The organism is Acinetobacter sp. 251-1, from assembly GCF_030329305.1.
Taxonomy (GTDB): domain Bacteria; phylum Pseudomonadota; class Gammaproteobacteria; order Pseudomonadales; family Moraxellaceae; genus Acinetobacter; species Acinetobacter piscicola_A.
In genome coordinates this window covers 12,473-26,332 of sequence record NZ_JACANS010000018.1, presented here as the reverse complement: position 1 = coordinate 26,332, position 13,860 = coordinate 12,473, and the positions used below count along the sequence as shown (strand labels likewise).

Genomic DNA, 13,860 nt, shown 5'->3' with positions numbered 1-13,860 from the left:
ATTAAGGGAAGGGAACAGAACATGCAAAAACAACTACTGATAAGTTTAATGATTTTCAGTCTATTTGCATGTAGTGAACCCCAAAAAAGTAAAGTAGATCCTGAATTAGAAAAAATTGCGCTGCCCAATAGCAAAAATGAAAATACATCAGAATTAAATCAACAACTGACTTTTGAAGACATTCCTAATCAAAAAACACAATATGAAACAATAGAAGCCAATAATATTAATGAAAATGAAGTCTTAATGAATGCTTTACAAGTTAAGTTGTTAAAGCAAAATTTTGAGTTATTTGAAAGTGAAAGTGGTAAAAATTGGTCAGAAAATGATTGTGATCTGAACAAAGTACTCCAAGTTAAAGGCGAAGGATTACGAATTTACACTGCAAAGAGTAAAGTGGGAATAGGTGAAAAGAAAAAGTATTTTCCAGACTTTACGATGTTGGTTTTTGGCTTCGAGAGTGAGGCACAAGCCATTCAGCATTACAGTACATTGAAGTCAGCTGTCTTTTCTAATCATGGTTTTTGCAATGGTAAAACGCCTGAAAATATTGTCAGAAATGGCAATGAGGTGTTTTATTTTGCTACTCGTGCGGAGATGTTTAGAAGCTATATCAATGAATATGCGGACTTTATTGAAAACTATAACAGCTTAGAACAAAGTCCTTAATTTATTGTTATTTCAATTTTAAAAGTCCATACGGAATTTGATTTCTAACAAATGAAAGCCAAATTGACTTTTAATTGGCCCATGAAGTTCGCGTTCAGCTAAACTAAACACAGCTTTGTCGATGGGCGCAACTAAATCCCCTTTTTTAATTTCCCCCAATTCACCGCCTTTTTTCGCTGAAGGGCAAGTAGAGTGCTGTTTAGCAATTTTAGCAAAGTCAGCGCCATCCAAGATTTTTTGTTTTAATTGTTGAGCTAAGTCCTTATCTTTCACCAAAATATGACGAGCAATTGCAGTTTTCATTGGGATTTACCTTTTGATGAGGGTTGAACGACTTTGATTTTTTTTAAGGGTTGGCATTGTGGGCAAAATACACTCGCACGTTGTCCAAGTTTTAAATTTTCTAATGTTGTTTCACAATTTACGCACATTTCACCTGCACGACCATATGCGAGTAAGGTTTGCTGAAAATAACCATTTTCACCCATAGCGTTAGTGTAATCACGTAAGGTTGACCCACCCAAATCTATGGCTTGCTTTAAAATACGTTTAATTTCAATTACTAATTTAGCAATTTGGGTTGAATTCAGTGTTTTAGCTGGTTGGGCAGGATGAATGCCTAAATTAAATAAACTTTCGGTTGCATAAATATTACCCACACCGACCACGACATGATTGTCCATGATGGCAACTTTTATGGCTGTTTGTTTATTTTTTAATTTTTCAGTCAAATATTCTGCTGTAAATTCAGCACTGAGGGGTTCAGGCCCCAAAGTGTCAATCAGTTTGCTTTGTGAGTGTTCATCTAACCAAAGAATACAACCAAAGCGGCGTGGGTCATGATAACGGAGTTGAATGTCTTCAAAATCAATAATTAAATGATCATGTTTACGCAGTTCTTCATGTGCATCACATAAACGAAAACTGCCAGACATTCCCAAATGCCAAAGCATGGTATTGTGTTCAAATTCAGCCAAAATATATTTAGAACGGCGAGTTAGTTGAATCAGTTTTTGCCCAACTAATTTTGATAGATCATCAGGAATTGCCCAACGTAAGCGTGATTCCCGAACTTGTACAGAGATTACTTTTTGCTCGAGTAATGGAAAAAGACTGGTTTTGGTAGTTTCAACTTCTGGTAATTCAGGCATAAGGCGGTTGAACAGGAGAATAATAAGATAAGAATAATATTGTAGTGAAATTTGTCAGTTCAAGAAAGTTTTCTAAAAATATACAGGTCAGTTGCGATGGTGCATTGTTAATACATGTACAGACAAAATGAGGATTCAGTGAGTAAAATTTAATAATACTAAACAATTGGTAATAAGATGAGCTGATATTATATAAAAAAAAGTTTATTTACTCATAAAAATAATCACCTAGTGGAAGTTCATAAAAATGTGTAATTTTCTTGTAATAAAACTGTAATGGCATCCATTGTAAGCAATGCCATTGCAGCATATTTGTAGGTTGTAAATGTGATGTTTCTCTTAATTATAGATATCTAACACCCTACAAACAAAATTTATACAGTTTTAAATTAGGCTCTGCTATGAAAATTATTGCGCTTTCTTTATTGGCAATTTCAACTGCTTCTTTAATGTCAGCTACACATGCAGAATCTGCATTTGACCCCAATGGAAAAACTTTAACAGGAGACTGGGGCGGTAAACGCACTGCGCTTGCAGAACAAGGTATTAAATTTGATGCCAATATTGCAATGGATGGTTCATATTTGGCGGACGGTGGTTACGACGCACATCAATCGCCGACATTTGGGACACAATTTGCCGCAGGAACAACGCTAAATCTTGAACAACTCGCTGGTTGGGATGGGGTGACGGTACGTGCTATGGTGACCGCTCGTCAGGGGCAAAGTACCAGTTTGGAAGGGATTCAAGACCCAAGTGCACCACAATTTGCCAATTCTCAAGCCAATTGGGGGCGTGGTAACTCAGGGAGTCGTTTGAGTGAATTATATATTGAAAAAAATTTTAAAGCACAAGGCGTGAATGTCCGTATTGGGCGCATGGGCTTGGGAACAGAATTTAATACAATGGCATGCGATTTCCAAAGCAATGCTTTTTGTGCTGCGCAGATGGGGAAATGGCAAGGTAAGCTATGGTACAACACACCTGTTTCACAATGGGGCGGGCGCTTAAAGTGGCAAATACAACCTGAGTTGTTTACACAAGTGGGTGTGTTTGAATATAACCCTGAAAATGCTTTAGAACGTCACGGTTGGAATTTAGATACCCAAAATGCAGATGGGTTTAATATTTTAGCTGAAACCGTATGGTCTCCGAAAACAGCAATTAACAATTTAGCAGGTAGTTACCGTGCAGGGCTGTTGTACAATACGGCTGATGATGCAAAGAATCAATATGATGTTGCTTATAAAGCAGGTACAGTCGGTAAAGACCGCAGTTATGGTGGTTGGCTTTCATTTGAACAACAACTGACATCTACAGGCGAAGGTCGCCGTGGTTTACATAGCTTTGGTAATTTTACCTTTCATGATCAAACAACCACACAAGTGGATAATTCTCAGCAGCTCGGTTTGAAATATATTGGTCTTTTTGATGGTCATCCCAATGATATTTTAGGTTTTGCTGTGAATCGCGTGCATGTCAATGAGCGCTATCGAGCGCCTAAAGCTGCAGTGCTGAATCAAAGTGCAGAATATAATATGGAACTTAATTATTCCTATTATCCAACCCCATGGTTGATGTTACGTCCTTTAGTTCAGTATGTTGTACATCCAGGTGCAACAAATAAAGTGGATGATGCTTTTGTGGTTGGATTCGGCTCGAAAGTTATTTTCTAGTCTTATTTTTAAAATGTAAAACAAACATAAGGAATATGCTGATGCAAAGTAATATACGATTTATCTCTCTAAATTTTAGCTTACTTTGTTTAACAGCATGTATTAGTCAACAACTTTATGCTGAAACGGGGACATCAGAACCCGTTCAGCTTTTGGATACACTGACTTTACACGCAACGCGTAGCGATACGACATGGTTGCATACACCTGCTTCGGTTTATCGGATTGAACAAAAAGAGCAAGCGAATAATTTCGGGGTTAATCTGACTGAAACATTGCAAGGCGTGCCGGGATTACAACTGAATAATCGTGAAAATTACGCCCAAGATTTACAGTTGTCGATGCGTGGTTTTGGCGCACGTTCAACGTTTGGCGTACGTGGCATTCGCTTATATGTGGATGGGATTCCTGCAACAATGCCTGATGGTCAAGGGCAAACTTCGAATATTGATTTGAGTAGCTTAAAAGATATAGAAGTTCTTGGAGGACCATTTTCAGCCTTGTATGGTAATTCTTCAGGTGGAACGATATTAACCACAACCCAAGAAGGGCAAGGGCAAGACTCTATACAATTAGGATATTCGGCAGGGAGTCATGATAAAAATCGTGCCGACATTGTCTTGCAAGGCGGTGCAGATCAAGCCAATGAGCCGAGTTATGTGCTCAGTACGTCGTATTTTGCGACGGATGGTTATCGTGAACATAGTGATGCGAAAAAAGTCCTCAGTAATGCCAAGCTCAGTTGGGATTTGGAGGATGGTTCTAAAATTAATTGGACCGTGAATCATGTTGATATCAATGCTGATGATCCACAAGGATTGACCCGTGAACAATGGCAAGCCAATCCGAAACAACAAGTTCCATTTTTAAAACAATTTGATGTCCGAAAAGAAATTAATCAAACGCAAACAGGGATCAATTGGACTAAACCATTGAATGATCAAAATGAACTTTATTCAATGGCATATTTTGGTCATCGTGAAGTGACCCAGTATCAATCGATTCCCAATAGTGCTCAAAAAAATCCTCGTCATGCAGGTGGCGTAATTGACTTTGCACGTGATTACTATGGTGCAGATCTGCGTTGGACAGGCAAAGCGTTATTGCCGAATACACGCTTGAGCGTAGGTGTCGCTTATGATGCAATGAATGAAGATCGTCAAGGTTATGAAAACTTTATTTTAAATCCGCAAAATCAGCCGAATTATGGGGTAAAGGGTGATCTGCGTCGTGATGAAAAAAATACTTTATGGAATTTAGATCCCTATCTGCAAGCCTCTTGGCAGTTGATTCCTGCACTGCGATTAGATGCAGGTTTACGCTATAGCAATGTCCATTTTGAGTCGAAAGATCATTATGTAAAAGGTGTAAATGGCGATGATAGTGGTAAAACGGATTATGACAAAGTATTACCTTCTGCTGCTTTGACTTGGGATATTTCTCCACATCTGATGAGTTATTTTAGTTATTCTAAAGGCTTTGAAACGCCGACATTTACTGAAATGGCTTATCCAACCTTGGCAACGTCAGGCATTAATTTTGCGTTAAAACCTGCGACAAGTGATAATTATGAAATCGGTTTGAAAGCCAAAAATCGTTTAGGGCAATTCACTGCAGCAATTTTTCAAAGTAAAACCCAAGACGACATTGTCTCAGGGCAGTCAAATAATGGACGAAATACCTTTCGCAATGCAGAGCAGACGTTACGTGAAGGGCTAGAGCTGTCTTGGAATAAAAAATTATGGCGAGATTTTACGGCACAAGCCTCTTATAGTTATTTAGATGCTACGTTTAATGCAGATGTTCCTGAAATTTTAAATGATCAACATGAAGTGCTTGCGGGTAAAATTCCAAAAGATAATGTCATTCCTGGGATTGCCAAAAACCAAGCCTATGTAAGTTTGGGATGGTTACCTGAAACAGGTTTGAATGCGGGCATAGATGTTCGTTATATGGATAAAATTTATGTCAATGATAGTAATAGTGATGCTGCGCCAAGTTATACCGTGACCAGCGCCAATATGGGGTATATTTGGAAAAATCATGATTGGAAAATTAAAACCTTTGCCCGTGTAGATAATATTTTTGATAAAAATTATATTGGTTCTGTGATTGTAAATGATGGAAATGGGCGTTTCTTTGAACCTGCGGATGGGGTGAATTGGAGCGCAGGATTACATATTACAAAAGCATTTTAAGGAAAATTTACATGTCATTGCTATTTCAACCGATTCAATTTGGACAACTGAAACTCAATAATAAAATCATCATTGCACCAATGTGCCAATATTCTGCCACTGAGCAAGGTGAAGTGACCTATTGGCATGAACAGCAATGGGCAAATTACGCATTGTCAGGTTCGGGGTTGTGTATCATTGAGGCAACAGCCATACAGCCAGAAGGTCGAATTAGCTATGCCGATGTCGGATTATGGAATGATAGACAGCGTGACAAAATTAAGGTGTTGCTACAAAAAGTAAAAACCCTTTCACCGATGCCTTTTGCTGTGCAGTTAGCACATGCAGGACGTAAAGCCTCTACGGATAAACCTTGGTTGGGCAAGGGACAGATTGCACCTGAGCAAGATTTAGGATGGCAAACAGTTTCAGCGAGTAACATTGCATTTAATGTAGATGATGTTGCACCACATACGTTGACCGTTGATGAGATCCAACAAATCATTGCTGATTTTGCAGCTGCGGCAAAACGTGCAGTAGAGGCAGGGTTTGATTTAATTGAAATTCATGCTGCACATGGCTATTTACTGCATCAATTTATGTCACCATTGTCTAATCACCGTACAGATCAGTATGGTGGCAGTTTTGAAAATCGTATTCGCCTGACTCTAGAAGCGACGAGAGCGATGAAAGCCGCAGTGCCTGCTGATTATCCAATTGGGGTACGTATTTCAGCAACAGATTGGATGGATGAAGAGGGCGGTTGGAATGTCGCTTCTAGCATTGACCTTGCTAAAGCATTGGAACAATGCGGTGCGGTGTATATTCATGTCTCTTCAGGTGGTTTACATGTACAGCAAAACATTCAAATCGGTGCAAATTATCAAGTACCTTTTGCTACTGAAATCAAAAAACATGTGAATATTCCTGTGATTGCTGTGGGTTTGATTACTGAGCCACAACAAGCAGAAAATATTTTACAAAATAAACAAGCTGATGCGATTGCATTGGCACGAGCAATTTTGTATGACCCACGTTGGCCTTGGCATGCAGCAGCTGTGTTGAATGCACAAGTGGCTATTGCACCACAATATCTGCGTTGTCAGCCCCATGCATTGAAAAGTCTCTTTACGCCATTTGAGTAAAAAGTTATGCCTTAATGGTATTTAAGATTTTGAGAAATATATTTTAGGATATATTTCTCTTTTTATTTTTACCATACGGAAAAAGGATTTACCCAATGGTACTTTCAGTGCTTTTACCTATTTTTATCCTCATTTTTTTGGGATATTTGAGTGTAAAAATCAATCTTATTGATAAAGCACAAATTTCAGCACTGAGTGCTTTTGTGATTCGCATTTCTCTTCCTGCATTATTGTTTGTGGCTTTGGCTTCTAAAGATTTGCATGAAATTTGGTATCCAAGCTATTTCTTTGTCTATGCGACTGTGTCTTTTCTCTTATATTTGACTGTATTTCTGGTTTTTTATTACTTTTTTAAACATCGGTTTAGCCATGCTGCGGTATTTGCGATGGGCGGTGCAATGTCAAATACGGGCTTTATTGGGACTGCAATTTTAACCTTGCTGATGGGAAATCAGGCGACCGTTTATATCTCGTTAACCTTGATTGTGGAAAATGTCATCATAGTGACGATGGTGTTGGCTTTGGCTGAAATGGGTTTGCAGCAACAGCAAAATCTTGGATTATTACTCCGTCAGACTTTACTTAAGTTATTAAAAAATCCTGTGATTTTATCGGTGATCTTGGGTTTGAGTTTTGCATTTTTTCAGATTCAATTACCCACTCAACTGCATCAAGCATTAGATTTGCTAGGTAAAACAGCTTCACCCATTGCACTTTTTGTTATTGGTGGTGGTTTGGTGGGTTTATCGATTCAAAAAATTGATATGGAAAGTGTATTTTTGGTGTTTGCTAAAATGATCATGATGCCATTAGCAGTATTTACAGGCTTGTCTTGGATGCCAAATGTCAGTCAGGAAATGCTTTATGCAGGTACGATTATTGCGGCTTTACCGATGCCTGCGGCTTTTATTATTTTCTCACAAGCCTATCAGTTGCAAGATCAAAAAACCTTAACACCGTTGATGATCAGTACATTTTTGGGTTTCGTGATCATTAGTGCGCTGATTGCATTGTGGTGGTGAATATTCCCAATAAAAAGGATTGTTAAAAATAAGTTGCTCAATGGATATTTAGGGTATTTGAAATTTTATATAAGCCAAAAAATTAAAAAACCTCCGTGTGGAGGTTTTTAAAATATGGGGGCTTAAAATGTGGGCTTAACCACCACTAAAATAACCACAGCAAGTAAAATTAAGGTGGGTAATTCATTAAAAAAACGCCAAAATTTGTGTGATTTGTAATGTGCATTGCCAATGAGTTTTTTACGGTAATAACCACAAACAAAATGATAAATGACCAATAAACCCACTAAGCCTACTTTCAGATAGAACCACAGTGCTTCGTGATAATGACGTGTTGCATCCCCCCAATCCACGAGGAAATGGGCGGTGATCAGTGTGATGATCATCGAAGGCCACATGATGCCTCGATATAATTTGCGTTCCATCACTTCAAAGCGTTGATGGCTAAGCTGATCTTCGCTCATCGCATGATAAACATAGAGGCGTGGGAGGTAGAACAATGCAGCAAACCAACAGACCACTGCAATAATATGAAATGCTTTTACCCAGAGGAAAGCATCAGAAGGAGCATCCATCAAATCACCCTTATGTAAAGGGCAGTGCGGAAGTGGTTGACCTATTGGAGTAATAGATCAACCATTTTCAAATTAGCCTTCCCATTTTTTGAAAATGAGACATGCATTAACACCGCCAAAACCGAAACTGTTACTCATGACAGTATTCAATTTTGCATCACGTTTTTCAAGTACGATGTCGAATGGTTTTGCACCTTCGTCTAATTCTGTGACATTGATGTTTGGTGCAATAAAGTCATTTTGCATCATCAGTACAGAATAAATGGCTTCTTGTACACCCGCAGCACCTAAGCTATGACCTGTCATTGACTTTGTTGAACTCAATGGTGGAACTTGACCTTCACCAAAAGCACGCTCCATGGCTTTTAACTCAGTTACGTCACCTGCAGGTGTAGATGTACCATGTGTATTTACATAGTCAATGCTTTCTACGCCGTGTTGCTTTGCTTCATCAAGTGCCATCAAGATACAACGTGTCGCACCTTCGCCTGATGGTGCAACCATGTCAGCACCGTCAGAGTTTGCAGCATAAGCAACCACTTCAGCCAAGATATTTGCACCACGTGCTTGAGCATGTTCCAGTGATTCAAGAACCACGAAACCACCACCACCTGCAATCACGAAACCATCACGGTCAGCAGAATAAGGGCGTGATGCTGTTTCAGGTGTTTCATTATATTTAGAACACAGTGCGCCCATCGCATCAAATAATAAGCTTTGTGACCAATGATCTTCTTCACCGCCACCTGCAAGCATTAAATCTTGTTTACCCAATTGAATCAGGTTATATGCATAACCAATCGCATCTGCAGAAGTTGCGCAAGCACTGGTAATTGAGTGTGCAACACCTTGTAATTTGAAGGCTACACCGACGTTTGCAGTAATGGTATTTGACATATTACGTGGAACGAAGAAAGGTCCTACTTTACGTGCACCTTTTTCTTCAAGTAATTTAATCATTTCAGCAACAGAGGCAGTTGAGTTACCGCCTGAACCCCCTGCGATACCATAACGTGGATTGCCACCCAATTGTTCAGGAGTTAAACCTGCATGTTCAACCGCAGCGACCGCAGAATTATAGGCATACATTGCACATACGCCCATGAAACGTTTAAGTTTACGGTCAATATGGTCAAAATCTTGTTCAGCCGCAGCACTGACATGGCTTTTAAAATTGAGTTCTTCATAAGTCGGGTTATGACGTGTGCCTGAAATTCCATTTTGTAAAGAATGGGTCACATCTTCTAATGTATTTCCGATACATGAGTTAATACCCATACCCGTAATCACAACACGACGATTCATACAAAGTCCTTTATTTTAAAATAAGCGATACAATGGGCTCATTTAAGCGTTTTTAGTTTTCTATCGCAATGGCGAAAGATATAGATTCTACAAGGATTGACTTTATTTACCTGATCCTCTGACTTTTTGGTCAATCCTTGGCTACAAGTTACTTTTGCCGTATTTAAAAATAAATATGAAAAGTAAAATATTTGCAAAATAAGACAAAGCTACTCAAATTTATCTCACAAAAGAGCAGCTTTGAGAAAATCTTACTTGTTTTACCAAGGCGTTTTCTTTTCCCACTCAGGGTCAAAACCACGACATGCATCTGCAACTTTCAAATAATCTGCGTAGCTTTCAGCCAGTAGAATTGGCGGAACTTCACTTAAGGGTAGACGATTTGAGTTCCAAGAACGGCTACCGAGTTGATCAAACTCTAAGTCATACAGAACCGCAGGAATATTTTCTTCAGGGACATAACTGCCACTAAATACGATTTGTACATCAATACCCAATTGTTTAAATGATTTGCTATAACGGTCAAATGAGCCTGCATCTTCAATGCTTGAACGTTGATAACCGAGTTTGTTGACGACACCACGTAAAGTAAAAGTATCTGTGATCCAACCTTTACGATCTTCGATTTGATTGGCTTTGGGGTCGGTGAGTTCAGGTAAATGATGGCTCATTTGTTCAAATAAAAATTTGACTTTGTAGTCTTTAAAATGTGCCATCCATGCATCTGCATGATCTTTACCGACAATCACGGCATGTGCAATTTGAATTTTGCTGGTGTTACTAAGTTCAATTTCATCATCATCTAGATTCAGTAAGCAGCCATCATCACTTGGACGGAACGCGATTTTTTCACCTGATTCAGTGACTTCGAGCCAAACTAAACGTTGAATTAAACGTTGCATGATTGGATGTTGAAACAGATATTCTTGCCATTCCATAACATTCCATTGGCGTTCACTACACATTGCCTCATACAAACGACCTGTTTGCATGTCAACGACCTGTTTAAATTCTTTTTTGCTGCTGCTGAATAATGCTTTTGCTTCTTTAATCAAACTCTCATCATCATTTTGACGCGCTGCAGGTAAGGTTTTGACCACTTTACCTTCTTCATTCTTTAATACAAATTTGTCTTTATCATCGACGATCGCTGTAAATAAGCGTGTGCCATATTCTAAGGTTAAAATACCATTTTCATCCAATCCTGCTGTTGGAATCGTGCGGTCAGCCAATTCATCATTACTCCATTGATTGCGTTCAGCAATTTCTGTGACTAAATCGGTCGCTAAGTTTTGTACAGAGGTCGTGCGATAACGCCGTGATAATGATAATAGTAATTGAATGATTAATGGATCATTGCTGAGAGATAATGCTGAAATCATCGCTTCAATTTGTGAGCGGCGAGGGTAGTGCTGCTTCATATAAGTTTGTAGTTGTTTGACTGCAAAACTACCTTGTGCGGGATAAGTGAGTGCCAACATCCCTTTACTTTTAATCGCTGAACCTAAATAAATTGACAGTTGTTGACGCTTAACTTCTTCAATGACTTCTTCAAGTGTAATGGTTGCATAATGCCCATAATATTCAGGGTATTTATGTCCATAATGTTGATAACTGTCTCGGTAGCCTTGTAGGCGTTGTGGTGCTTCTTTGGTTGCGACCTCCATCGCTTGTTCTAAAGTAGGAGATAAAGTATCTTGTTGAATAAAAAGATGTAATAGATGGTTGGCAAGCTGTTGCTGACTTTTTTCATCAAGTAAATCTAAGTAACGTTGAAAAAGTGCATTGGCTTTTGGGTCTTTAAGTTTTTCAGCCAACACCACCCACCAGTGAATAATTTCGGCTTTTACAGTTGTACCATTTTTCCACGATAATTCAGGTAAAGTTTTGGCATTAAACCAAGTAAAACTACTGGAAATCTTCGCTTTTAAGCCCTGTTGAGCCTCAGCAAGTAACACTTTTTCAGACAAATAAGGGCTGATGTCTTGTCCTAATTTTTCCAAAGCAGTGAGTAGGGCGGCACGAACGATTTCCTTTTTCTCTTTTTTCAGTAAAGCGTTTAGTGGTTTAACAGCTTCCTGACGTTGTAAACGTGCGAGCCATTCAATGGCAGTAATGCGAATTTCCTGTTTACCTGAGTCTAAAGCTTCAATGGCACGTAAATGAATTTCTGGCAACGTTTGTAAAGCTTGCTGTGCGTCGAAACGCAGACGTTTATTTTCCCCTAAAGCATATTCAAGTAAACGGGGAATAAATTGCTGTGGAATGCTTGGGAAATATTCTAAAATTTTAATCGCTTTGATGGCTTCAAATTGATAATAGGCACTTTCTTCTAAAGATGGACTTAAACCCAATGCTTCACTGATAAACTCAGGATGTTCAGCAAAAAAAGGCCAAATCTGTTGTGGCTCGGTGATATAGTCATCTAAATTATTCCAATAAGACATTAACATACCTTGTGCGATCTGACGCTCAGTATTGCTACATCCTATATCTTGGAGTGCTTGGTTGATTTGACGTAACTCTACATTCGCATATAGGGAAGGTGGTACATCCTCAAAAATGGTGCGCCAACTGATCGTTTGATCCGCCCTACGAGAAACATGAATGCGCATTGCATGAATCAGTGAATATTCAGGATATTTTTGTATATTTTTTTGATAGGTGATGATCTGAGTATCTTGTTCAGAGGGTTTTCGGGAGGGTTGACCATTTACCTGATCTAACAACACTTTAAAATTACTAATTTTCACGTTTTTTAAACGCTTTAAATTTTTTTGCGCCCAATCTGAACGATAACTACGATTTTTATTTTCTTCGATTTCAGCCGCAGCAGACTGTTCGGCTTTTTTTAGAATTTTATCAAAATTATCTTGTAAAACATCAATGAAATCAGAAGGAATATCCTGTGCAACCAAGGGACTAAAACTTGGAATTTCAATATGTGTAGCGTGGGCAGACTCATGTACTGCTTTTAAGCGTTGTACAGCCATTAAAATCACTTGTTGTACAGATTTTTGCTTTTCACTTTCAAGAGCTTGTTCTAAAACAGCAAGGTTATGTTCACCTAAGCGTGCTAAAAGTTCTGCAGCAAAACCACGTTCCTTGCTTAAACCATGGATTAAATAGTCCTGTAAGTAACGTTGACTGTCTTCTGCATTGAGTTGGCTGAGTAAACTTACTGCCAAATCACGAATGGTTTTAGAACGACCAATGGTTAATTTTACGATTAATTCAGGAAGTTGCTTTAAAATCTCAGGTTGAGCTTTTAAATAATCTAAAAATACAGTTTGCCCATCGACACTGAGATTTGGAACCTCTTGTTGAAAAATATCAAGATGTTGTTCGATATAAGTATTTGTATCAGACAGTTCAAAAATTAAATCCATACGGTCTGTATAATAACTACTACAACCGACTCGTTCGAATAGAAACAATGGTAAATGTTGTGCCAAAGTGGGTTCATCTGTAGCTAAAAGTTGCTCTAATTTAGCCAATGTCCATTGTTGTTTAATCGGTTTTTTTGCATCAAGTTCACTAAAACCATGACGCTGTTGTAATGTGACCAAAGCATCAACCACAATATAGTGAAACCACACAGGAATGGGCGCGTACAGTTCTTTATAATTTTTTTGTTGGGTAATACTTTCATATACTTTACCCAAACGAATAATCTGTTCATTATTTAAGGTATCAAATAAATCATCATTGAGTTGCTGGCGTGATTTAATAGATTGATTTTTTAATTTTTCTTGTGCTTTGTTGAGCTCGATATTTGTCCAATACCATTCATAAGTACCTGGGCTACCGATCAAGTCACTGGCTTTTTCATCAGGGAGTTGATTCAGTTTGAGTAATATTTCTGGGTTTTCACCTGTAAAAATAAATAAGGTAATTGCTTGCTCTAAGCCTTCCTCAATTTCGCTGAGTGGTAAAAATACCGATAAAACTTTTTTTACATTATTCTTTTGTGTTTCATTAAGTGTATGAATTGCTTCATTGTTTTGTTGATGAACTTTATTGGAAAATAAAGTTTCAAGCTTTGACATAAAATTATTAAGCATTATAAAAATTCCTATTTTGAAAGATGTATTTTTTATTTCAGGGTAGATCAGTGAAGTCGATTAAAAAAATATGTTC

10 protein-coding genes are annotated in these 13,860 nt (G+C 38.3%); 5 read left to right on the top strand and 5 right to left on the bottom strand.

Translation table 11 applies throughout. The features are described from left to right. The first annotated feature begins 21 nt into the window (after window positions 1-21). Window positions 22-669 (top strand): hypothetical protein, encoded by a 648-nt coding sequence (locus HX129_RS14360; protein ID WP_130074229.1) that lies wholly within the window; start codon window positions 22-24, stop codon window positions 667-669. A gap of 18 nt (window positions 670-687) precedes the next feature. Here the strand turns inward: HX129_RS14360 and HX129_RS14355 are convergent, their stop codons facing one another. Then, window positions 688-972: a peptidylprolyl isomerase gene (locus HX129_RS14355; RefSeq protein WP_130074230.1), complete on the bottom strand. Its 285-nt coding sequence runs from the start codon at window positions 970-972 to the stop codon at window positions 688-690. After that, window positions 969-1,820, bottom strand: a complete 852-nt coding sequence (gene mutM / locus HX129_RS14350) for a bifunctional DNA-formamidopyrimidine glycosylase/DNA-(apurinic or apyrimidinic site) lyase (RefSeq protein ID WP_130074231.1) — start codon at window positions 1,818-1,820, stop codon at window positions 969-971. The genes HX129_RS14355 and mutM overlap by 4 nt, the downstream gene beginning before the upstream one ends. Before the next feature lie 401 nt (window positions 1,821-2,221). On the opposite strand from mutM, the gene HX129_RS14345 reads away from it, so the two are divergent. From HX129_RS14345 to HX129_RS14330, 4 genes are all read left to right on the top strand, one after another. Further along, window positions 2,222-3,496: a carbohydrate porin gene (locus tag HX129_RS14345; protein ID WP_286434574.1), complete on the top strand. Its 1,275-nt coding sequence runs from the start codon at window positions 2,222-2,224 to the stop codon at window positions 3,494-3,496. Window positions 3,497-3,537: 41 nt separating this feature from the next. Then, a complete protein-coding gene (locus HX129_RS14340; RefSeq protein WP_286434576.1) occupies window positions 3,538-5,694 on the top strand; it encodes a TonB-dependent receptor domain-containing protein in 2,157 nt (718 codons plus the stop codon). Window positions 5,695-5,705: 11 nt separating this feature from the next. Beyond that, the gene (locus tag HX129_RS14335; RefSeq protein ID WP_286434578.1) at window positions 5,706-6,818 is read left to right on the top strand and encodes an NADH:flavin oxidoreductase/NADH oxidase; all 1,113 of its coding nucleotides are present in this window, start codon (window positions 5,706-5,708) and stop codon (window positions 6,816-6,818) included. Window positions 6,819-6,913: 95 nt separating this feature from the next. Continuing rightward, window positions 6,914-7,840 (top strand): AEC family transporter, encoded by a 927-nt coding sequence (locus tag HX129_RS14330; RefSeq protein ID WP_286434580.1) that lies wholly within the window; start codon window positions 6,914-6,916, stop codon window positions 7,838-7,840. 122 nt (window positions 7,841-7,962) lie between these two features. Here the strand turns inward: HX129_RS14330 and hemJ are convergent, their stop codons facing one another. From hemJ to HX129_RS14315, 3 genes are all read right to left on the bottom strand, one after another. After that, window positions 7,963-8,415, bottom strand: a complete 453-nt coding sequence (gene hemJ / locus HX129_RS14325) for a protoporphyrinogen oxidase HemJ (protein WP_130074236.1) — start codon at window positions 8,413-8,415, stop codon at window positions 7,963-7,965. Between the two features lie 72 nt (window positions 8,416-8,487). After that, window positions 8,488-9,720, bottom strand: a complete 1,233-nt coding sequence (locus HX129_RS14320) for a beta-ketoacyl synthase N-terminal-like domain-containing protein (protein WP_130074237.1) — start codon at window positions 9,718-9,720, stop codon at window positions 8,488-8,490. A gap of 260 nt (window positions 9,721-9,980) precedes the next feature. Next, window positions 9,981-13,784 (bottom strand): DUF4132 domain-containing protein, encoded by a 3,804-nt coding sequence (locus HX129_RS14315; protein ID WP_286434583.1) that lies wholly within the window; start codon window positions 13,782-13,784, stop codon window positions 9,981-9,983. Between the last annotated feature and the right edge of the window lie 76 nt (window positions 13,785-13,860).

What these genes read in the sequence shown, in the direction of transcription:
- HX129_RS14320 (WP_130074237.1), bottom strand. Translation starts at nt 9,720, where the DNA reads ATGAATCGTCGTGTTGTGATTACGGGTATGGGTATTAACTCATGTATC.
- hemJ (WP_130074236.1), bottom strand. Translation starts at nt 8,415, where the DNA reads ATGGATGCTCCTTCTGATGCTTTCCTCTGGGTAAAAGCATTTCATATT.
- mutM (WP_130074231.1), bottom strand. Translation starts at nt 1,820, where the DNA reads ATGCCTGAATTACCAGAAGTTGAAACTACCAAAACCAGTCTTTTTCCA.
- HX129_RS14335 (WP_286434578.1), top strand. Translation starts at nt 5,706, where the DNA reads ATGTCATTGCTATTTCAACCGATTCAATTTGGACAACTGAAACTCAAT.
- HX129_RS14315 (WP_286434583.1), bottom strand. Translation starts at nt 13,784, where the DNA reads ATGCTTAATAATTTTATGTCAAAGCTTGAAACTTTATTTTCCAATAAA.
- HX129_RS14340 (WP_286434576.1), top strand. Translation starts at nt 3,538, where the DNA reads ATGCAAAGTAATATACGATTTATCTCTCTAAATTTTAGCTTACTTTGT.
- HX129_RS14330 (WP_286434580.1), top strand. Translation starts at nt 6,914, where the DNA reads ATGGTACTTTCAGTGCTTTTACCTATTTTTATCCTCATTTTTTTGGGA.
- HX129_RS14360 (WP_130074229.1), top strand. Translation starts at nt 22, where the DNA reads ATGCAAAAACAACTACTGATAAGTTTAATGATTTTCAGTCTATTTGCA.
- HX129_RS14345 (WP_286434574.1), top strand. Translation starts at nt 2,222, where the DNA reads ATGAAAATTATTGCGCTTTCTTTATTGGCAATTTCAACTGCTTCTTTA.
- HX129_RS14355 (WP_130074230.1), bottom strand. Translation starts at nt 972, where the DNA reads ATGAAAACTGCAATTGCTCGTCATATTTTGGTGAAAGATAAGGACTTA.